At 67.8% G+C, this 19,789-nt stretch carries 18 protein-coding genes; 8 read left to right on the top strand and 10 right to left on the bottom strand.

Features of this window, described 5'->3' with window-relative positions:
* The first annotated feature begins 151 nt into the window (after positions 1-151).
* The 5 genes from MLGJGCBP_RS37025 to MLGJGCBP_RS37005 all read left to right on the top strand — a co-directional run bounded on the left by MLGJGCBP_RS37025 (position 152) and on the right by MLGJGCBP_RS37005 (position 5,993).
* Positions 152-1,276, top strand: coding sequence for a serine hydrolase domain-containing protein (locus MLGJGCBP_RS37025; RefSeq protein WP_160102153.1), 1,125 nt, complete (start codon positions 152-154; stop codon positions 1,274-1,276).
* A 138-nt stretch (positions 1,277-1,414) separates the two neighbouring features.
* On the top strand, positions 1,415-2,371 hold the full coding sequence (locus tag MLGJGCBP_RS37020; RefSeq protein ID WP_160102151.1) for an alpha/beta fold hydrolase: 957 nt from the start codon (positions 1,415-1,417) through the stop codon (positions 2,369-2,371).
* Between the two features lie 138 nt (positions 2,372-2,509).
* On the top strand, positions 2,510-3,766 hold the full coding sequence (locus MLGJGCBP_RS37015; RefSeq protein WP_160102149.1) for a cation:proton antiporter domain-containing protein: 1,257 nt from the start codon (positions 2,510-2,512) through the stop codon (positions 3,764-3,766).
* Between the two features lie 203 nt (positions 3,767-3,969).
* Entirely contained in the window at positions 3,970-4,932 is a 963-nt protein-coding gene (locus MLGJGCBP_RS37010) for a ferritin-like domain-containing protein (protein ID WP_160102147.1), read from the top strand.
* A gap of 62 nt (positions 4,933-4,994) precedes the next feature.
* On the top strand, positions 4,995-5,993 hold the full coding sequence (locus tag MLGJGCBP_RS37005) for a cation diffusion facilitator family transporter (RefSeq protein WP_201453305.1): 999 nt from the start codon (positions 4,995-4,997) through the stop codon (positions 5,991-5,993).
* A gap of 18 nt (positions 5,994-6,011) precedes the next feature.
* On the opposite strand, the gene MLGJGCBP_RS37000 is transcribed toward MLGJGCBP_RS37005, so the two are convergent.
* From MLGJGCBP_RS37000 to MLGJGCBP_RS36990, 3 genes are all read right to left on the bottom strand, one after another.
* On the bottom strand, positions 6,012-6,656 hold the full coding sequence (locus MLGJGCBP_RS37000) for a dihydrofolate reductase family protein (protein ID WP_087561448.1): 645 nt from the start codon (positions 6,654-6,656) through the stop codon (positions 6,012-6,014).
* Between the two features lie 124 nt (positions 6,657-6,780).
* Positions 6,781-8,022 carry a UPF0158 family protein gene (locus MLGJGCBP_RS36995; protein WP_160102145.1) on the bottom strand — a complete coding sequence of 414 codons (1,242 nt, stop codon included), beginning with the start codon at positions 8,020-8,022 and terminating at the stop codon, positions 6,781-6,783.
* A 68-nt stretch (positions 8,023-8,090) separates the two neighbouring features.
* Positions 8,091-8,384 (bottom strand): DUF4193 domain-containing protein, encoded by a 294-nt coding sequence (locus MLGJGCBP_RS36990; protein ID WP_087561450.1) that lies wholly within the window; start codon positions 8,382-8,384, stop codon positions 8,091-8,093.
* A 206-nt stretch (positions 8,385-8,590) separates the two neighbouring features.
* On the opposite strand from MLGJGCBP_RS36990, the gene MLGJGCBP_RS36985 reads away from it, so the two are divergent.
* Entirely contained in the window at positions 8,591-8,767 is a 177-nt protein-coding gene (locus MLGJGCBP_RS36985; RefSeq protein WP_160102143.1) for a hypothetical protein, read from the top strand.
* 4 nt (positions 8,768-8,771) lie between these two features.
* On the opposite strand, the gene MLGJGCBP_RS36980 is transcribed toward MLGJGCBP_RS36985, so the two are convergent.
* Positions 8,772-9,308, bottom strand: coding sequence for a GNAT family N-acetyltransferase (locus MLGJGCBP_RS36980; RefSeq protein WP_160102141.1), 537 nt, complete (start codon positions 9,306-9,308; stop codon positions 8,772-8,774).
* Between the two features lie 74 nt (positions 9,309-9,382).
* Here MLGJGCBP_RS36980 and MLGJGCBP_RS36975 point away from each other — a divergent pair, with 74 nt between their 5' ends.
* Complete coding sequence (locus tag MLGJGCBP_RS36975; protein WP_160102139.1) at positions 9,383-9,979, top strand: TetR/AcrR family transcriptional regulator; 597 nt, start codon at positions 9,383-9,385, stop codon at positions 9,977-9,979.
* Between the two features lie 12 nt (positions 9,980-9,991).
* Here MLGJGCBP_RS36975 and MLGJGCBP_RS36970 read toward each other — a convergent pair whose 3' ends face one another.
* Positions 9,992-10,837: a helix-turn-helix transcriptional regulator gene (locus MLGJGCBP_RS36970; protein WP_160102137.1), complete on the bottom strand. Its 846-nt coding sequence runs from the start codon at positions 10,835-10,837 to the stop codon at positions 9,992-9,994.
* A 144-nt stretch (positions 10,838-10,981) separates the two neighbouring features.
* Between MLGJGCBP_RS36970 and MLGJGCBP_RS36965 the strand changes: the two genes are divergently transcribed.
* Positions 10,982-11,869 (top strand): NAD-dependent epimerase/dehydratase family protein, encoded by an 888-nt coding sequence (locus tag MLGJGCBP_RS36965; RefSeq protein ID WP_160102135.1) that lies wholly within the window; start codon positions 10,982-10,984, stop codon positions 11,867-11,869.
* 164 nt (positions 11,870-12,033) lie between these two features.
* Here the strand turns inward: MLGJGCBP_RS36965 and MLGJGCBP_RS36960 are convergent, their stop codons facing one another.
* From MLGJGCBP_RS36960 to MLGJGCBP_RS36940, 5 genes are all read right to left on the bottom strand, one after another.
* The gene (locus MLGJGCBP_RS36960) at positions 12,034-13,269 is read right to left on the bottom strand and encodes a PucR family transcriptional regulator (protein ID WP_236581584.1); all 1,236 of its coding nucleotides are present in this window, start codon (positions 13,267-13,269) and stop codon (positions 12,034-12,036) included.
* 148 nt (positions 13,270-13,417) lie between these two features.
* Positions 13,418-14,458, bottom strand: coding sequence for an ABC transporter ATP-binding protein (locus tag MLGJGCBP_RS36955; protein WP_160102131.1), 1,041 nt, complete (start codon positions 14,456-14,458; stop codon positions 13,418-13,420).
* Positions 14,455-15,969, bottom strand: a complete 1,515-nt coding sequence (locus MLGJGCBP_RS36950) for an ABC transporter permease (protein WP_160102129.1) — start codon at positions 15,967-15,969, stop codon at positions 14,455-14,457. Before MLGJGCBP_RS36950 ends, MLGJGCBP_RS36955 begins: the two co-directional genes overlap by 4 nt.
* A 71-nt stretch (positions 15,970-16,040) precedes the next feature.
* On the bottom strand, positions 16,041-17,081 hold the full coding sequence (locus MLGJGCBP_RS36945) for an iron ABC transporter substrate-binding protein (RefSeq protein WP_160102127.1): 1,041 nt from the start codon (positions 17,079-17,081) through the stop codon (positions 16,041-16,043).
* A gap of 74 nt (positions 17,082-17,155) precedes the next feature.
* Entirely contained in the window at positions 17,156-19,741 is a 2,586-nt protein-coding gene (locus MLGJGCBP_RS36940) for an AMP-binding protein (protein WP_160102125.1), read from the bottom strand.
* Between the last annotated feature and the right edge of the window lie 48 nt (positions 19,742-19,789).

Raw genomic sequence — 19,789 nt, 5'->3', positions numbered from 1 at the left:
ACCCGGGCACGATCGACATCCACCCGACTCGTGGTGACGGTTCACTCGAAGAAATCCGCCTCCCCGGCTGGGTACGGCCGCCCATACTGGAAACACTGTTCCGCGCAAGCATCGAGCAGGTCGAGGTTCGAGACGGCGATGGGAGAGCGGGGTGGCACGGACATTCTCGGGGCGGCGACTGGTCGCCGCGCTGGCGGTCCTGACGACGGGACTGGTGGGATGCGGTGAGTCGGACGATGCACCGGTTCTGCCCGACGCACAGCTCACCGACACGATTCCGGCGGCGATGGAGCGCGCCGCGGTTCCCGGGGCGATCGTCGGTGTCTGGCAGGACGGCGCCGAACCGTACGTGCAGGCGTTCGGGGTACGCGACACCGCCACCGGTGAGCCCATGGCACCGGACCTGTTCATGCGCGTCGGCAGCCTCACGAAGACCTTCACCACCACCGCCGTGCTGCAACTGGTCGACGAGGGAAAGGTCGGACTCGACGATCCGATCGGCAGGTATGTGTCCGACGTCCCCAACGGCGAGGCGATCACCCTCCGCCAGTTGGCGGCCATGCGCAGTGGGCTTTTCGACTACTCCGAGGTGGTGATTCCTGCGCTCCCGAGCCAGCCGGAGCGCCAATGGACACCCCAGGAACTGCTCGCGATCAGTTTCAGCCGTCCACCACTCTTCGCGCCGGGAACCGCGTTCGACTACTCCAACACCAACACCCTCCTCCTGGGTCTCGTGGTCGAAAAGGCGTCCGGCCTGCCGCTGAACACGTACGTCGCCGAGCGCATCACCGGACCAGAGAAACTCGACGACACCTCGGTCCCCACCACTGCGGCCATCCCGTCACCGCATGCGCAGGGCTACTCGAAAATCGCCGACGGCGCGACGGTGGACGCGACCGACTGGAACCCGTCGTGGGGATTCGGCGCGGGCAACATGATTTCCACGCTCGACGACCTGCGCGTGTGGGTGCGCGATTTGGCAGAAGGAACGCTGCTCTCCCCGGCCACCCAGCACGAGCGGGAGCAGTTCCAGCCGGCGCCGTCGGAAGGCACGGGTTCGCTGTACGGACTCGGGGTCGAGAACCAGAACGGCTGGATCGGCCACAACGGGAACATCGCGGGCTACCAGACCTATGCGTATTACCTTCCCCCCGAGGCCAAGACCGTGGTGGTGCTGGTCAATTCAAACGCCGACCCGCTGGGTGTGTGGAACTTCTTCACGGAGATCGTGAGGATCGTCAGCCCCGACCATCCGTGGCCGGCGCCGCCGTCGTAGGAGCGACGACAGCCGGAACCACCCTGGGTGGCGGGACGGTCACCCGCGGGTGATCACGACCAGCACTCTGGGTGCTTATCTCCCGAACCTGCGCGATGGACAGTAGAACCTGTCATCGCACGGAGGAGGGAGGTCGGCATGTCGATCGAGAGCACCACTCGAGCCCTGGTCCCGCGTAGGACCACAGTCACGGCGGACGACGGAGTGTCGCTTGCGGTCCGCGAGTACGGACCCGCCGACGCCCCCATGACGATCGTCCTTCTGCACGGCCATTGCCTCAGTGCCGAATCGTGGATCTTGGTGCGAGATGAGCTGATGCGGCAGTACACCGACGCCAGGATCGTCAGCTACGACCACCGCGGACACGGCGATTCCGACGTGGCGCCCGCTGCGACCTACACCGTCGAGCAGTTGGGCCGCGACCTCCGCGCGGTGCTCGACGCCGTCGCCCCCACCGATCCGGTCATTCTGATCGGACACTCCATGGGTGGGATGACCGCGCTGACCTACGCCCGCCGACATCCGCACGAGATCGGCACACGCATCGTCGGGTTCGGCTTGATCGCAACCGCCGCGAGCGGGCTGGCCGACACGGGATTCGGCCGACTGCTGCGCGCCCCGGTCCTGTCCTGGGTCCAGCAGGCCGTGCGCCTGGCACCGACATCCTCGGAGCAGGTGAAGCGACTCGGGTGCAAGGTTTTCGCACCGGTCATCCGCGGGGCCGAATTCGGCGACCGGAAGGTCAGCCCACGCGCCCTCGAGCTTGCCCTCGCGATGCACGACGAGACCTCGATCGTGACGATGACCAGCTTCCTGAACTCGTTCACGACCTACGACGAGTCCGGGACGCTGCCCGCTCTGTCGGCGATTCCCACGCTCGTGCTGTGCGGTTCCGCGGATCTGATGACGCCGCCCGCCCATTCGGTGTCGATCGCCGCGCAGGTCGGCGGCGCCGATTTCGTCTGCATCGACGGCGCCGGCCACTCGGTGATCCTCGAACAGCCGACCGCGGTTGCCGACGCGATCGCTCGCCTGGTGACCCGGATACGCGGTTCCGAGACCGCGGAAGACGCGAACCTGGTCCTTACCGCCTAGCCCTGCGTCTTCACCGGAGGCGCCCGGGTCCTTCGGACAGCATCGGCCCGTTCACAAGCGGTGCAGGCGTTTCGGGGAGGTGCTTTTCGTGCACTCTTCACTGTCCTCCCCGCTCGTGAAAGGTGTGCGGTCGCGACCGTGAATACCGACGTCGTCTACCTGTCCGCCGGTGTGGCGCTGCTGCTCGCGGCGACCGTTCCGCGCATCATGCGCAACCGTGCCGTGTCGGCGCCGCTGGTGGTGCTCGCGGTCGGAGCGGTGATGGGGGTGTTCCTCGGCAACGCCGATCTGGTGTCGCCGGTGGCGCATCCCGCGGTGGCCGAGCACGTGAGCGAGGCGTGTGTCATCGTCGCGCTGATGGGTGTCGGCCTGGCGATCGACCGGCCGCTCGGCTTGCGGACGTGGAACTCGACGTGGCGGCTGCTGGGCATCGCGATGCCGCTCGGAATCGCCGCGGTTGCCGTGCTCGGCTGGTGGGCGGCGGCACTGACACCGGCGGCGGCGCTGCTGCTCGGTGCCGTGCTCGCCCCGACGGATCCAGTGCTGGCCTCCGACGTCCAGGTGGAGGGACCGTCGTCGGGGGACGATTCCGACCGCGAGGACGACGAGGTGCGGTTCGCCCTGACTTCGGAGGCGGGGCTCAACGACGCTCTCGCGTTTCCGTTCGTCTATCTGGCGTTGTCCCTGATCACGAAGGGTCCGGTCGAGGACTGGATCGCGCACTGGTTCCTGTGGGAGTTGGTCGGCAAGACCGTGCTGGGCGCGGCCATCGGCGCGGTCGCCGGGTACCTGCTCGGGCGGGTGGTGTTCCACTTCCCGATTCCGCATGCGCGGCTGGCCGAGAGTGGCGAACCGATCGTCGCGCTGGCCGCCACGTTCGCCGTCTACGGGCTCACCGAACTCGTCGGTGGGTATGGCTTTCTCGCCGTGTTCGCGTGTGCGGTCGCGCTCCGCCGGATCGAGCGGGCGCATTCGTACCACGCCGACATGCATCGTGTGATGGAACAGCTCGAGCACGTCCTGACCCTCGCGGTGCTGCTGTTGCTGGGCGTCGCTCTCACATCGGGCCTGCTGGACGATCTGACCTGGGGTGGAGTCCTCGTCGCGGTGGCGCTCGTGGTCGTGATCCGTCCGGTCGTGGGGTGGCTGGCGTTGCTCGGCTGCCGAGAGATGACGGTCCAGGAACGGGGAGTGACCGCGTTTTTCGGTATCCGCGGCGTCGGCTCGGTCTTTTACCTCGCATTCGCGGCCGCGGTCGCGGGCATCGATCAGGAAGGCGCGCTGTGGTCGACGGCGGCGTTCGCCGTGGTGCTGTCGGTGGTCGTCCACGGTGTCACCGCCACGACCGTCATGCGTGTCCTCGACCGCCGGCGGGGCGGCTCCCGAAGCCGGTAGCGCGGCAGAGTCGACCGGGGTGAAGCCATGGTGACGTCATCGGCGAGGTTCGTGGATCCGGGTGAGTCCCTGGTGAACATTCGCTGAATTCCCGGAGTTCGGCACGTGGGGGAGTTTCATCCGGCGGCAGGTCTGGGTAGTCGCGGGAGCGGCGCACCTTGCGCCGATTCGATGCCGTCACATGCCGAAGGGACGAATACCGCATGAGCACATCTGACACGATGACCTTGCTGGCGCAGTTGCGTACAGTCCTCGACCTGACCCACACCGAGATCCAGCTCGCCGAAACCCGCACCGTCCAGGCCCGGACCGAGGCCGTGCGCCGGGAGCTGTCCGAGAACGCCGACAACGGCCGCGCCCGCGCCGAAGCCATCGAGGCCGCTATCCGCGAACTCGGCGGCGTTCCGGAACTGGTCGGCCCATTCCTCGGGCGCGCCGGCGCTGCTGTGAAGGCGGTGGTCGAGCAGGCCCAACCGTTCGACGAGGCCCTGCTCGGCGATCTCGCGCTCGAGCACCAACTCCTCGACCGTGCCCGCTACATCAAGGCACTTGCCGTCGCAGCGCAGAAGAAGGACGTCGAGAACTTGGCGTTCCGGCTGATCGCCGCCCATTCGGCGACCGTGGACTGGCTGACCACCGTCCTCGCCGAGGAGGCCTTGGGCGGACCTGCGGCGCTCCGCCGCACCCCACTGCAGGCGGCCGCGGGAACGGCGGTGCGGCTGGTCAACGCGCCGGTCGCCTGGTCGGCCCGCGGTCTGGATCGGGCCCTCGACACCGTCCGCGCAACCCCACCGGCGCTCAGCGAGTTACTGAGCAGGGGCGCGCACGCCGGCGAGGTCGCTGTCACCACGCTGGCCGCATCCCGCGACGCCGCCCTCGAGACCGCGGAGCAGGTCACCCGCCGGGAAGGGGCCGATGGGGTCGCGGACGTTCTGCATTCTGCCCGTACCGCGGCGGGTGTCCTCGAACCCGGTGAACTGCCCGTAGACGACTACGACACCCTCAACGTCTCGGAGGCGGTTGCCGCGGTCAAGGAGCTGACCGAGCCGGCGGATGTGCGCGCCATCGTGGCGTACGAGGAAGCGCACAAGAACCGGCAGGGTGTCGTCTCGGCCGCACAGACCCGCCTGGCCGCGATCGCTCAGGACGTTGCCGGCCTCAGCTGACCGAGCCCGCCGGGTCCAGGATTCCGGCCGCCGGCCGACGGATCAGGTGTGAGACTCGAGGGGTGACGAGGCGACCCGATCGTGGTCCGCGGCGCGCCGGGGATGCGGCGGGCGGCGACAGTGTGCGAACTGTGGTCATTGCGTTCGGCGCCAATTTCGGAGTGGCGATCGCGAAGTCGGTGGCGGCGATGGTGACCGGGTCCGCCTCGATGGTCGCTGAGTCCGCCCACTCATGGGCGGACACCGGCAATCAGGTGTTTCTCCTCATCGCCCATCGTCGGAGTACCCGGGCGGCCGACGCGGCCCGACCGCTCGGGTACGGGCGTGAGGCGTATGTGTGGTCACTGTTGGCCGCCGTGGGACTGTTCGTCGCGGGTGGCTCGGTGTCGGTGTGGCACGGGGTGACCGAGTTGCTCGGCGCGTCGAGTGTCGGTGAGGATTATCTGGTCGCGTACGTCGTGCTGGCGATTGCCTTCGTTCTGGAGGGCACGTCGCTGCTGCGGGCGATCAAACAGTTGCGTGCCGAAGCCGACTGCCACGATCGCGACCTGTTCGACTACGCCCTCGAGACGTCCGACCCGACGGTGCGGGCGGTCTTCGCGGAGGACAGCGCCGCGATCATCGGCATTGTCATCGCCGCCGCCGGTATCGGGCTCCACCAGCTCACCGGGGCCGCCGTCTGGGATGCGATCGGGTCGGTCCTCGTCGGTGTGCTGCTCGGCGCGGTCGCGGTGGTCCTCATCGACCGCAACCGCCGATTCCTCACCGGTGAACCGGGTTCCGCGGAACTTCGGGAGGCGGCGATCGCCCGGATCGAAGCGCTCCCGGAGGTGGCGACCGTACGGTTCGTGCGCCTCGAATACCTCGGGCCGAGGCAGCTCTTTCTCGTCGCGAGTGTCGATCTCGTCGGTGACAAGGCGGAATCGCACGTCGCCCGGACCTTGCGGAAGCTCGAAGGTGAACTCGAACGCCACCCGCAGATCGTGGATGCGGTGCTCACCGTTGCGGACCCGGACCCGGCGGACATCGATGGCGACTCCCGGACCGGTGAGGAGAGGTAACGGGCCGGAGGACCGGGGTCAGTCGTGACCGTTCTTGTTCCAGAACTGATGGGTGAGCCCGCTGGGGGAGGCGACGGTCTCGATGGTGAAGCGGTCTTCGATACCGTCCAAGCCCTCCCAGAGGGATACCCCGCGCCCGAGCGTGATGGGCACGATTACGAGGTGCATGAAGTCGATCAGGTCGGCTTTCAGAAACTGCCGCACGATCGAGGGCCCGCCGCCTATGCGGATGTCCTGACCGTCGGCAGCGTCCTGGGCCAGGCGCAGCACCTCGTGGGGTGGCGCATCGACGAAGTGGAAGCTGGTTCCGTTGGGAAAGTCGATGCTGGGGTGTGGGTGGTGGCTCATGACGAACACCGGTGTGCGAAATGGCGGTTCGTCGCCCCACCAGCCTCGCCACCCGTCGTCGGGCCATTCGCCGGTCTGGGGCCCGAACTTGCGACGGCCCATGATCTCCGCGCCGATGCCCTGACCCCACAGGCTGGTCACGGCGCGGTCCAGGGTGATCGGGTCGTCAACCCGGTCGACGCCGTGGATGACGCGTCCGTCGAACGAGCCGAACAGCCGTTCGGCACCGCCGATCGGGGCGTCGAACGTCACGTGCTCGCCGGCGGCGTAGCCGTCGAGGGAGATGTTCATGTTGTGGATCCGGGTGCGGGACACGGGCGACTCCTTCAGTGATCGGATGGACCGGGATACAGACAGACAGACCCGACGAGACGGCCGAACTCATCGCGGAACGTCGAAAATCGTGTTCCGTGCGGCTCGCACGGGTATGTCCGAGCCGTCAGCCAACACGGACACCCTGGCTGGCGAGGAACTCGCGGGCACGACCCAGTTGGCGGTCGGTCGAGAAGGTGCGCCACTGTTCGACGAGGCTCTCCTGGTCGACGACATCGCGGAACCGGTGAAACGCGCCCTTGCCCTCGATCGCCCGCAGCAGCCGATCCCGCAGCGCCGCGTCACGATGCCGCTCGCCGAAGGCCGCCATGTCGCGCCAGCCGTCCCGGGAGCCGGTGCAGTCGAACCGGAGCCAACGGTCGGGCTCTTCCTCCACGTCGACGGCGGCGTCCTCCCCGACCATCATCGGGTCGGTGAGGCTGTCGTCGTACACCTCCCCGGTGCGCAGGTCGACGTAGCCGCCGGTCGACATACCCGGGTCCCCCTCCAGTTCGGAACCGAGCGTCTCGAGGTCGACCGGTACCACCCGCCCTGCGAGCGGTTCGCTGCGCAGGCAGGCGAGCAGGTCTTCGGCCAGCACCTCGTCACCCGCACCGGCGCGCCACGTCAGCCGGTTGACGACCGACAGCGCCACCGACTCCGCCTGCTCCCGTCGCTGTTCCAGTGCCATCGGTATGCCGGCCCCCACCTGTTGCAGCGCGTCGTCGACGTCGCGTCCCCGCACCGCGGCGAGGAAGCGGCCTGCATCTCCCGTCGCGATGGCTCCGCGCAACTCGGACAGGTCGAGCGGGGCTACCTGCTCGAGTCCGGGCCACGCGCGCAACATCATCGGATGCGGATGGGCGGGTCTGCTCGGCGCCCGGCTCTGCCCGTCGTCGTCGGCCCACCGGCGCCCGTACTGATCCGGGATGCTGCCCCAGCCCCAGTAAGGCAGGGGCTTCTTCGGCGCGATTCCCAGCACTTCGACGGGGTCGACCTTGTCGTCGCCGACCACACAACGGTGGGTCCAGTCATCGCCCAGGTCGAACGTGAACTGGAACTCCGCGCCGGGCACCAGGAACCGAGCGACCTTGGCCGTCTCGATGTCCACCGGCTCCGTGATGGGCCCTCCGAGCGAGCCGGCCATCTCGGCCCCCGTCTCCGCGTCGGTGACCACTCGTCCATCGGCGAGAGTGAACATCGACAGATGAGACCTGTCCCAGCGGGCGAAGGCGTCGTTGACGGCGTTTGCGAGGTCCAGGAAGGTGTGCGACGGCCCGACCGCGAAAACCCGGCCGGGCCACGGCCACAGTTCCTCGCCGCGCCCGCCGAGCAGTTCCACCGTCACCGACAACCACGTTCGCGCCATCCCCCGAGGATGGCACGCAAACCGCGGCGCGTCAGGTCATAGCCGCAGACGCGCGGGCATCGGTGTTGTCAGACGCAGTCCCGGCAGATCAGCTGCCCACCCGGGGCGAGTCGGCTGCGGTGATGCACCAGGAAGCAACTGGTGCAGGTGAATTCGTCGGACTGCTTCGGGATGACGCGGACGGTGAATTCCTCGCCGGACAGGTCGGCACCGGGCAGCTCGAAGGATTCGGCGGGGTCGATGTCGTCGATGTCCACCGCGGGTGATTGGGATTCTTTCCTGCTGGCGGTCAGCTGTTCGAGCGACGTGTCGTTCGACTCGTCGGAATCGGTGACTCTGGGTGCGTCGTAATCGGTGGCCATAACTGTTTCAACCTCGTGATCTGCGTGTTCCGACCCGCCAGGCTAGAGCCCCGTGCGGCACGGGATGCACCCGGGGGGTGTGACGGCCCTCGCAAAGGGCCAGGTCAGGATCGCCGGCCGCGGGGTGTCGGGATTGGATACCCCCGGTGGTGGGACCTATTCCGTTGGGGGCGATGCGCGGTCGCAGGTTCGGTCGAGCAGCAGGGGTGGGGTTCGGTACGCAGTTCGAGGTGGTGCCCGAGTTGCTGCCGCAGGTCGCCTACCAGTTGCTGCGGGGCATCGAACCGGCGTGGGCCGACGCGTGGCTCGCCGCGACCCGGGCGGCGTTGACGGCCGCCGGCGCCGACGGGGCCGTCTTCGACATGCTGCCGACACCGTCGTAGGTCGTCAGTTGCCGGTCGCCGTCGTGGCCACCTGCAAGTCGAGGGTCCAGTTCTGCCCGACGAGATCGTGGCCGAAGCTGTGATGTGGTTCCTGATCGGTGAGGACGAACCCGGCAGCCTCGTAGATCCTGCGGGCGGACGCCAGCACGTCGTTGGTCCACAGCGTGATCTGCCGGTAGCCGGCGTCGCGGGCGAAGGTGACGCATCGCTCGACCAGCCGGGACCCGACGCCGAGACCGCGGGCGGTCGGGGCGACCAGCAGTATCCGTAGTTTGGCGACCGCGGGTTCGTCGCCGGCGACGCAGAGGACGCACCCCACGCGTTCGCCGTCGACCTCGGCGATCCATGCCCCTTCCCGGGCCGGGTCGTGGTCGGTGGCGTAGTCGGCGACGATCTGTGCGACCAGCGCCTCGAAGCCGGCGTCCCACCCGAACTGCCGGTGGTAGATCTCGCCGTGGGCCATCACGGCCCAGCCCAGATCGCCGGGACGATCGGCCGGGCGCACCACGACTTCCGCTCGCTGGAGTGGTTGCGAAGACATGGGTTTCCTTCCCGGAGCACGGCCAGAATCGGCACTCACTGACACGACTGTTTCAGTAGAGGTAGGCTACCGCTGTGACCAGGGAAACGACAACCCCGTCCGCGCGGCAGACCGAGTTGCTCGACGCCGCCTACCGCTACGCACTCGAGCACGGGTTGGCCGATCTGTCGCTGCGGCCGTTGGCGTCGGCGATCGGCTCGAGCCCGCGGGTGCTGATGTTCTTGTTCGGCAACAAGGACGGCCTGGTGCGTGCACTGCTGGCGAAGGCCCGCAGCGACGAACTGGCGATGCTGGACCACCTCGGGCAGGCCGCGGGTGCAGAGCCGATCGGCCTGCCCGCGGCGGTCGAGCGGGTGTGGGAGTGGCTGGCCGCCGAGGAACATCGACCGTTGCTGCGGTTGTGGACCGAGGCGTACGCCCGCTCCCTCGTCGAACCCGACGGTGCGTGGGCCGGGTTCGCCCGCTCGACGGTCGACGACTGGCTCGGCGTCCTCGCCGCATGCCAACCGCAGCCGGAGAAGGACAGCGAGGCCGGTGCGGTCCGTCGCACCGCGGCGTTGGCCGTGCTGCGGGGCGCCCTGCTCGATCTCCTCGCCACCGATGACCGGCAGCGCGTCACCGCCGCGGTCCGGCACCAACTCGCTTCGCTGTCCTCGGATGCGGAGCAGTGACGGGCGGCCGAATCACTCGACCAGTGTCTGTGTCCCGAGGACGAGGGCCAGTGCGAGCCGCTCGGCGCCGTCGGTGCCGGGCTCGGCTGTGTAGACCAGGACGCGGAGGTCGTCGGCTGCGATGACGAGCGCGTCGCAGTCGAGGGTGATGCGCCCGACCGCGGGATGGTCGATGGTCTTGTGCCGTGACGGCTCGAATCTCGGCCTCGACTCGCCCGATTCCCACAGCTCGCGGAAGCGGGGACTGTGCGACGCAAGATCGTTGACCAGTCGGCCGAGGTTCCGGTCGGCCGGATAGCGGGCCACCGTCAAGCGGAGATCGGCGACCTGCCGCGCTTGGAGATCGGCGCACTCCTGCGGCGTGAGCACGACGCGACTGCGAGGGCCGAGGAGGTTTCGCCACAGGGCGTTGCGCTCGATGCCGCGCCACGTGGTGGTGTCGCCCATGAGTGCGTCGTACGCCGTGTTGGCGACGATGAGCGTCCCGGCGGCGTCGTACACAGCCACCGGTGTGTAGGACAGCCGGTCGAGAAGGCGCTGCACGCTCGGGGGAATCCGAGACGGGACGACGTCATGGCCGGGAGAAGCATGCCCAGCCAGTTCATGCAGCAGGTCGCGCTCGGCGTCGGGCAATCGTAGGGCCCGGGCGAGCGACTCGACGACCTGCGCCGAGGGCGACGTCGACCGCCCCTGCTCGAGACGCGTCAGGTAGTCGGCCGAGATTCCCGCGAGACCGGCGAGCTCCTCACGGCGTAACCCGGTGGCCCGGCGTCGACCGCCCGCCGGAACCCCGACCGTCTCCGGTGAGACCCGATCACGCCAACGACGCACCATTCGGCCGAATTCCGAGCCGTCCATCGTCCCAGTCTGCGCCGGCGAGGTCTCCGCTGTCCTGGCCCTGCCAGTCCTACGACAACGGGACTGCTCCCTGAACGCTCGCAGAACGCCGACACTCGAATCAACGTCCACAGCAGTTGCCGCGATCGCACCGAAGGAACCACCATGACCCACGAACGTGTCCTCGTCACCGGCGGAGCCGGTCTCATCGCCGGCCACTGCATCCTCCAACTCTTGGAGCAGGGATACCGCGTGCGGACCACGGTCAGATCGCTCACCCGTGAGAGCGAGGTGCACGCTGTCCTCGCCGAGGCGGGCATGGTCGACGGTGACAACCTGAGCTTCGTCGCCGCGGACCTCACCGACGACGCGGGCTGGAGCGACGCCGTCGACGGGTGCGACTACGTCCTTCATGTGGCGTCACCGGTCCGCTTCGGCAAAACGAAGAACGAGGACGAGATCATCTCGCCCGCGCGCGACGGGGCACTACGGGTGCTGCGCGCAGCGCGTGACGCCGGCGTCCGGCGCGTCGTCCTCACGTCCGCGTTCCATGCCGTCGGATTCGGACACGGCCACCTCGACCACGTCTTCACCGAGGACGACTGGTCGCCGCTGCACGGACCCGGCGTCGATGCGTACGGCAGGAGCAAGATCCTCATGCCCGGCTACCCCAACGTCTGGGTGCCGATCGTCGACGTGCGCGACGTTGCCGCCGCGCACATGCTGGCGATGACATCGCCCGCCGCAGCCGGTGAACGATTCCTGCTCGCGAGCGGACCCGTCGTCGCGATGAAAGAGATCGGTGCGACGCTTCGAGAACATTTCGGAGACGCCGCTCCGAAGGTGCCGACCCGCCGCATCCCCAACATCGTCATCCGGCTTGCCGCCCACTTCAACGACGAAGCACGTTCCGCTGCAGCCGATCTCGACTACGTGAAGAAGATCTCGAACGACAAGGCACGTCGCGTGCTGGGCTGGGAACCGCGACCCGCGTCAGAGGCTGTCATCGCGGCCGCCGAGAGTCTCATCGCGAAGTCGCACAGCACTTCTTAACTGTTCGGAGCACCTGTGGCGCGCGCCATCAGGACCCGGGCTCGGGTGCGATCGCCGATCAACGCGGCGATCCGGGCGCCGACGGCGTCACCGGCGGCAGACGAGTGGCGGACCATGGCACCAGAATAGGTCCGGGACGTTTCGGGCTGCACCGGAACAACCAGCTAGTCGTCCTCCTGCAGCTCGACGAGGGCGAGCGCGGTGTCGACCGCGCTCGGGTTCTGAGCCAACGGACGCGGCAGCAGCTCGTCGATTCGTACGAGCCGTCGGTCGATGGTGTTCCGGTGTGCAAACAGCTTCTCGGCCGCCTTGGAGATGCTGAACTGCTCCGCGATGAAGACCCGCACCGTGTGGCGCAGCGTGCGGTCGGCGGTCGCCAGATCACCGAGAATGTCGGTGATGAACAGCTTTACTTCCGGGACGTCGGACGACAGCAGGGAGATCAGCTGGACGTCTTCGAATCGCACGGTTCGGCGGTGGGATCCGAGCCGTGCCAGGAGATTTTGCGCTGCGGCTGCGTCGAGATGGCTGCGTCGGAAGCCGTTGACATCCGTGCCGCACCGGCCGAGGGAAATGCGAACTCCGGGGATGTCCGCGACGATTGCGGCGAGGTCGGCCTGCGACGGCACACCGGTCACCGGTAGCCATACCCACAGTGCGGTGAGGCTGGTGACCAGGGTCAACCGCCGCTCTGCGCCGCACACGCGCATGAGATGCTCGGCCGCCAGCTCGAGTCCGTCGACCTGATCCTCCGAATCCACCCATACGATCGCGGCGAGGTGGTGTCCGGTCAGTGCGTAGCCGAGCTGCGCTTCTGCCCGGCTTCGGGCGATCGGCGCCCCCTGGAGTAGCAGTTGCACCATCGCGAGGCGCTGAACGAGCGGTCCGCGAGCGAGCTCGGACCGGACCTCGCTGACGTGAGCCGACACGGCGGCCCTCGAATCGTCGAAGTAGGCCATGAGTGAGCTCGCTGAGATCGCGACCAGCTCTCGCAGGTCCTCGAGATTGTCCGTGGTGTCGAAACACGCCTTCAGCCACCAGTTCCACGTGACGTTCTGCGATGCGCGCCAGGCGTCGACTTCATCGGTGTCGACGCCACGCAGCACCAGATCACGCGAATACGTCAGCAGGTCCGGGATGAATGTCGGCTCGACCGACTGCCCCGGGTGGTCGATGTTGGCCACGAGCCAGTGAGCCAACGTCGAGTGGGTGAAGCGTCGATCCAGCTCGGCAAGCATGGGGTCTTCGGCGAACGTCGGTTCCTTCAGGTTGCGCTGCCCGGCTTCCCACGCTTCGGCCGCGACGTCCGCCACGGTTGCCTGCATCTGCATGGCAAGGTTCCGGAACAGCTCGCGGACCCTCGGCGACGGCGTCGGTTCCGCCTGGTCTGAGTCAGTCACCGTGCCTCCTCGTCGGCGGATCCGAGGGCGTCGGCTCACAGCGCCAGGTAGTCGCCGATTGCTCATCGTAGTCGCTCATCCAGAGGCCGGCCCGGCCTCTGGGTACGGGAGCAGGACCGACGAGAACCGGCGATGAGGGCTGGGAGATTCAGACTTCGTAGGCCACAGCCTCACCGAGGACACGGATGCCGACGCGATCACCGGGGGTGAGCGGTGTGGCGCCGAAGCGGCGGACGGTGACTCGCTCGGGGAGGACCCCGTCGGGTGTGTCGAGTCGGATGCCGAGCAGCATCTCGGAGCCGAGGTATTCGACATCGACAACTGTCCCCGACACTCCGGCACCGTCACTGGTGACCTCGATTTGCTCCGGGCGCAACATGACTCGGGCATCGCCGCGGACCCCATTGGCGGTCACGGCGATGTTGCCGAGCGCGCAGCGGGCACGGCCGCGCTCGACGTGCGCTCCCAGCACGACGGCATCCCCGATGAATTCCGCGGTGGGGACGTCGATGGGGGTGGAATAGATTTCGCGGGGGGTGCCGATCTGGGCCAGCCGGCCCGAACTCATCACCGCAACCCGGTCGGCGAACGACAGGGCCTCGGGCTGGTCGTGAGTGACGAGGATGGTGGTGATGCCCGCCTTCGCCAGGACGTCGGCGACGATCCTGCGGGTGTTGGCCCGCAGTCCGGCGTCGAGAGCGGAGAACGGCTCGTCCAGCAGCATGAGTTCGGGTTCCCGCGCCAGCGCACGAGCGAGTGCCACGCGCTGCTGCTGTCCACCCGACAGCTGATCAGGACGCCGGGTGGCGTACGCCGGGTCCAGGGACACCATGTCGAGCAGTTCGGCGATCTTCGAGTGGGTGCGGGCTCGACGGGGGAGTCCGAAGCCGACATTCGCGCCGACCGTGGCGTGCGGGAACAACGCGCCGTCCTGCGCGACATAGCCCACCGACCGCCGGTGCGCCGGTGTCCATCCGCCGCCGACGACCACACGACCACCGAGCGCGATGGTGCCGGCGTCCGGCTTGTCGAACCCGGCGACGAGGCGGAGGAGCGTGGTCTTTCCGCATCCGGAGGGCCCCAGGATGGCGGTCGTCGATCCGGCTTCGACGGTGAGGGCGACGTCGCGAAGCACCGTCGCGGCACCGAACGACTTGTCGAGCCCTTTCACCTCGAGTGCGTATGTCATAGTCCTGCTACCTTTTTCGACTGGGAAAAGAGAACGTAGGTCATGGGCAGCGACAGCACGATCATGATCAACGCGTAGGGCGCCGCACCGGCGTAGTCGATCTCACTGCTCAGCGACCAGAACTGCATGGACAACGTGCGTGTACCGGTCGGCGCGAGGAGCAGCGTGGCGGTCAGTTCGTTGACGATCCCGAGGAAGACCAGCGCTCCGCCGGCCGCCGTCGCCGGGGCAGCCAGTCGCAGGGTCACCCGGAAGAACGCGGCCCACGGCGACACCCCCAGAGACTGGGCCGCTTCCTCGAGTCCGACGGGAGCCTGAGCGAGACCGGCCCGCAGGTTGACCAGGGCGCGGGGGAGAAACAGCAGCGCGTACGCGGCGATCACCACCGAGACGGTCTGGTAGAGCGGATGCATGTAGCGGATGGTGACCGTGACGAATGCGAGCGCCACCACGATGCCGGGCAGGGCACTGGAGATGTAGGTGGTGCCTTCGAGGAAACGGCTGAAGTGGCCACGATGGCGGATGGAGATCCAGGCGATGGGAAACGCGAGCGCGCACGTCACCACCGCACCGACGATCCCGAAGACGAGTGTCTGCGCGACCGCGGCCCACACGGAGTCCCACTTCCACACCGCGCTGCCACCGATGACGAGCCACCGCAGGACACTGATGACGGGAACCCCCACCGACAGCGCGATCAGGCCGGCGAGGAACACCAGAACGGGGGGCGAGTACCGCCAGCCGAGTTCGACGGGGACGGCCCGCCGCGCGGCCCCCGAACCGATCCGGGCGTAGCGGGCACTGCCCCGGACCACCGACTCGATCACCAGCAGGGTGAGACACAGCAGCACCAGGACGCCGGCCAGCATGGTGGCCGCGGTGCCGTTGAACGTCGACTGGTACTGCTCGAAAATCGCGGTCGTGAAGGTGTCGAACCGGATGAAGACGAAGGCGCCGTACTCGGCGAGCAGGTGCAGCGACACCAGCAAGGCGCCGCCGGCGATGGCCAGGCGCAGTTGCGGCACCACGACACGGAAGAACACCGCCCAGGAGCCGGCGCCGAGGGCTCGGGCGGACTCTTCGACGGCGGGGTCGAGGCGGCGCAGCGTCGCGAAGGTCGGGATGTAGACGAGCGGGAAGTACGAGAGCGTCGAGATGAGGACGCCGCCGAACAGTCCGCCGAGCGACGGTATCGCGGTCACCCACGAATAGCTGTTGACGAACGCCGGAACGGCCAGCGGCGCCGCGAGGAGCACGGCCCACACCTTGGCGCCGGCGACGCGGGTGCGTCCCACGAACCACGCTGCGGCAACGCCGACGACGAGACAGATCGGTACCGTGACCACGACGAGCAGCACGGTGTTCCCGAGTAGTTCGCGCACCCGCGGCCGAAACAACAGCGCCGACGCGGTGTCCCAGCCCGTGTCGATGCTCTGCACGATCACGTATCCGAGCGGAAGCAATGACGCGGCCACCACGGCGAGCGCCGCGGCGGCCAGCGGAAGCGGCATGCTCGACCGGGCGGTTCGGCGGCGCGGGGTGTCCGCGTCCGCCGACCGTCCGCGGCCGATCAGTGTGAGATTCAGAGCAAACCAGCTTCGGTCATGAGCTCGGTGACCTGCGGGCTGTTGAGCTTCGCGGGGTCGACCTGCGGGGCCTGCAGGTCGACGAGGGGAACCAGCTTCGGGTTCGCGGGCACACCGCTGCCGACGGTGTACTCGAACGATGTCCCGGTCTGAAGGACCTCCTGGCCCTTCTGCCCCGTGACGAACTTCAGGAACTGCTGGGCCGCATCCTGCTTGGTGCTCGACTTCAGGACGCCGCCACCCGACACGCTGACGAACGCGCCCGGGTCCTCGTTCTTGAAATAGTGCAGCGCGACGTTGTTGCTGTTCTCACCGGTCTTGGCCTGGTCGCCGAACCAGTAGTAGTGATAGATCACGCCGCCGGGGATCTCACCGGCGTTGACGGCCTTCATCACGGTGCCGTTGCCCTTGTACGTGCGGACGTTGTCCTTCATCCCGTCCAGCCACTGCCGGGTGACGTCCTCGCCCTTCAGTTCGAGCAGGGCGCTGACGATGGCCTGGAAGTCGGCGCCCGACGGGGAGGCCGCCCAGCGGTCCTTCCATGCGGGGTCCTGCAGGTCGAGGAGCGACTTCGGCAGCTGGTCCTCGGGCAGCATGTCCTTGTTGTACGCGAACACGGTGGAACGTGCCGCGATGCCGGTCCATTTGCCGCTCGACGGGCGGTACTGGGCCGGGACCTGGTCGAGGACGTCCTGGTTCACGTCGGTGAAGAGCCCGGCGTTCTCCACCAGCGTCATCGCGGGGGAGTTCTCGGTGAGGAACACGTCGGCGGGTGACTTGTCGCCCTCGGCGACCAACTGGTTGCCGAGTTCGGTGTCGCTGCCGTTGCGCACTTCCACCTGGACACCTGTTTCCGCGGTGAAGGCGTCGACCCATTCCTGGGTCAGCGATTCGTGTTGAGCGTTGTAGACCGTGATCGTGTTGGCATCCCCCGAATCAGCTCCGCCGTCCGAACTGGAATTCGAGCACCCTGACACCATCATCATCGCCGCGGTCGCGAGCGCCACTCCCGACGTCAATCCGATCCGAATCCTCATCGTCCGTCCTCCTCCACGGCGGAACTTTTCCCGCTGTCTCCAGGAAAATGATGCCACTTGCAGGGTTGGCAAACCTAAATTGGGGCTGAGGGTGTCTCGACGCGTCGATGCGAGACGCGAACCGACCCTCTCGAGGGTAGGGACGATCCCGGCTGCGCGGTGCCGGGCACGCGAAAGCGGAGTCGGCGCCCAAGCCGCAGCATGACGGTCACTGCCCGCCAGTAGAGGACACCGACCAGAATCGACAGCGCCAGCGCCAGCCACGGATGGTCGTCGCGCAGAGGCAGATACACCTGGAAGTGGGTGAGGTAGATGTAGAGGGAAGCGCTCGCCAGCACACCGGCGACCCGGCTCACCAGAGTGGGGCAGGGGACGGACCTGACCCACACCAGCAGGCAGAGTCCCCCGACGACGATGACTTCCCGCCGAGTCTCGCCGAAGAAGAAACCGGGAACCGTGGTCACGATCACCGCAGTGACGCAGAGCCGGTGCCACACCGTCGTCGACTGGGCGGCGGCCCAGCCGAGGGCGAACAGCCAGAAGACCACCGACGCGGTGAGGATGCGGTTGCGACCGTCGTCGACGTCGACCAGCCCATACCGTGTCAGCAGACCGAGCGCCACGAACCCCATCGCGAACCAGAACGGATTCCTGCGCTCGATGCGGTCGGCGAACGGAATGCAGAGCACGGCCGCGACGACGAGCACGATGTACACGATCGCCTCGACGAACCAGTATCTCCACTCGACGGACCACCCGTCCGGACCCAGGATGCCGTTGAGTAACAACGCGCTGGTGATGCGGTACTCCCCGGTGAGGGCGATGACGGCGCCGATCCACACCATGCTCGGAACGGCGATTCGGGCGACGCTCGCGACGGTGTGGCGGATTCGTTCGGTCCGTTCGGCGGCACCGAGATGGAACCGGGCGAAGTTGTAGCCGGCGACGCCGAGGAGCACGTGGGCCCCGCCGAGCAGCGTGAACAGATGAATGTGCGAGCCCGCTATCAGAATGATCGCCACCGCGCGCAGCACGACGTTCGTTTCCACCGTCCGCCACCGACGGCGCTGTCCCGGGTCACGGGTGAGGTCCCGGATCGGGGTCGTGTGCCAGTTCACGGGCAGATAGCCGAGCAGCTTCTCGAGCCGCAGGGACATCTGCACGTGGGACAGCGAGTCGCCGCCCAGGCTCACGAAGGTGCTGTCGTGGGTGACGTGCGTGCAATGCAGGATGTCGGCATACAGTGCCTGCACGGCTGCGGTAGCAGCGGCCGTCGTGGGTTCCGGCGACGGCAGGGAGCGATCCGCGCGTGCGAGCTCGGCGACCGCCCGGAAATCGGGTTTGCCGGTGGAGGTGCGAGGGAGTTGGTCGACGAGGAACACGCGAACGGCGGAGACCGGAAGACCGGAGACCCGTGCCGCCATCTGCCGCACACCGGTCTCGTCGTGGCTGTCCTGGACGGCGACGATCAACTCATCGGTACCGCCCGCACAGCAGGCCGTCAGGCCGTGCCCGGTCAGCGCCGACTCGACATGCGGCAGGTCGATTCGCAGCCCGAAGACTTTCGCGAACCGGCTGCGGCGCCCCACCACCTCGTACAACCCGTCGTCGCCGAGTCGGGCGAGATCACCGGTGTGCAGCTCGCCGCCGAGGGTGTCGCCGACACGGAGGTCCTCGGGGGTGTGCGCATACCCGAGCATCACATTGGGACCCGCGTAGATCAGCTCGCCGGTGCCTGCCGGGGCGTCGGAGGCCGGCTCGAGCCGGAACGATCCGCCGGGAATCGGTCGGCCGATCGTGTGGGCGTGGGTGGCGGTGAGCTCCGGGGGCAGGTAGGCCATCCGGGCCGTCGCCTCCGTCTGCCCGTACATGACGACCAGATCCCAGCCTCGGCGTCGACCCAATTCCGCGTAGGCTCGCACCTTCTCCGGCGCGAGCCGGCCACCGGCCTGCGTGATGTACCGCAGGTGCGGTAGATCCAGTTCGTCGAACCCGATCCGGTCGAGGAGATCGAAGGTGTAGGGCACACCCGCGAAGCTGGTGCCGTGGTGCCTCCGGAAGAGGTCCCAGAAATCCGGGTCGGTGACCGAGTCGGTCGTGAGGACCAGTGCGGCGCCGCGCAGCAGGTGGCTGTGGATGACCGACAACCCGTAGCAGTAGTGCATGGGAAGTGTCGTCACCGCACGGTCGGTGCCTCGGATACCGAGGTATTCCACGATCGACTCGGCATTGGACTGCACGTTGCGGTGCGACAGACGGACGAGTTTCGGTGATCCGGTGGATCCCGAGGTGGTCAACAGAAGGGCGAGGTCGGGATGCAGTCGGTGCGCGGAGCCCGTACATCGTTCCTCGATCACCGCGCTCCCGTTCACGCTGCGGATCACGATGTCGGGCCGGTATGCGGAGATCAAGCCGTCGAGGCAGTCGGGACTGTCGCCCGGGGCCAGCAGCACCGGGTGACCGGCGAACAGGGCCGCGAGGTAGGTGACGATCACATCGACCTCATTGGTGCCGCCCATCAGCACCAGGCGTCGGCCCGCGCCGAGCAGCGGGACCTTCCGCGCGATTCGTTCGGCCAGTTCGCGGTAGCTGACCGTCTCGTCCGTTGTGATCAGTGCCGGGGCGTCGCCGAAGCCGCCCAACTCGTGCACGAAAGGCACACCGGGACGCTCTACCTGGAAGGATGGGCAACTCTGCACCGCCGTAAT

The organism is Rhodococcus sp. T7 (assembly GCF_009872365.1).
Classification (GTDB): Bacteria; Actinomycetota; Actinomycetes; order Mycobacteriales; family Mycobacteriaceae; genus Rhodococcus_F.
This window is presented reverse-complemented; position numbering and strand designations above follow the sequence as displayed.

Coding starts and splice junctions, on each gene's coding strand:
- MLGJGCBP_RS37020 (WP_160102151.1), top strand. CDS start 1,415: ATGTCGATCGAGAGCACCACTCGAGCCCTGGTCCCGCGTAGGACCACA.
- MLGJGCBP_RS37010 (WP_160102147.1), top strand. CDS start 3,970: ATGAGCACATCTGACACGATGACCTTGCTGGCGCAGTTGCGTACAGTC.
- MLGJGCBP_RS36995 (WP_160102145.1), bottom strand. CDS start 8,022: ATGGCGCGAACGTGGTTGTCGGTGACGGTGGAACTGCTCGGCGGGCGC.
- MLGJGCBP_RS36990 (WP_087561450.1), bottom strand. CDS start 8,384: ATGGCCACCGATTACGACGCACCCAGAGTCACCGATTCCGACGAGTCG.
- MLGJGCBP_RS36980 (WP_160102141.1), bottom strand. CDS start 9,308: ATGTCTTCGCAACCACTCCAGCGAGCGGAAGTCGTGGTGCGCCCGGCC.
- MLGJGCBP_RS36970 (WP_160102137.1), bottom strand. CDS start 10,837: ATGGACGGCTCGGAATTCGGCCGAATGGTGCGTCGTTGGCGTGATCGG.
- MLGJGCBP_RS36965 (WP_160102135.1), top strand. CDS start 10,982: ATGACCCACGAACGTGTCCTCGTCACCGGCGGAGCCGGTCTCATCGCC.
- MLGJGCBP_RS36955 (WP_160102131.1), bottom strand. CDS start 14,458: ATGACATACGCACTCGAGGTGAAAGGGCTCGACAAGTCGTTCGGTGCC.
- MLGJGCBP_RS36950 (WP_160102129.1), bottom strand. CDS start 15,969: ATGCCGCTTCCGCTGGCCGCCGCGGCGCTCGCCGTGGTGGCCGCGTCA.
- MLGJGCBP_RS36945 (WP_160102127.1), bottom strand. CDS start 17,081: ATGAGGATTCGGATCGGATTGACGTCGGGAGTGGCGCTCGCGACCGCG.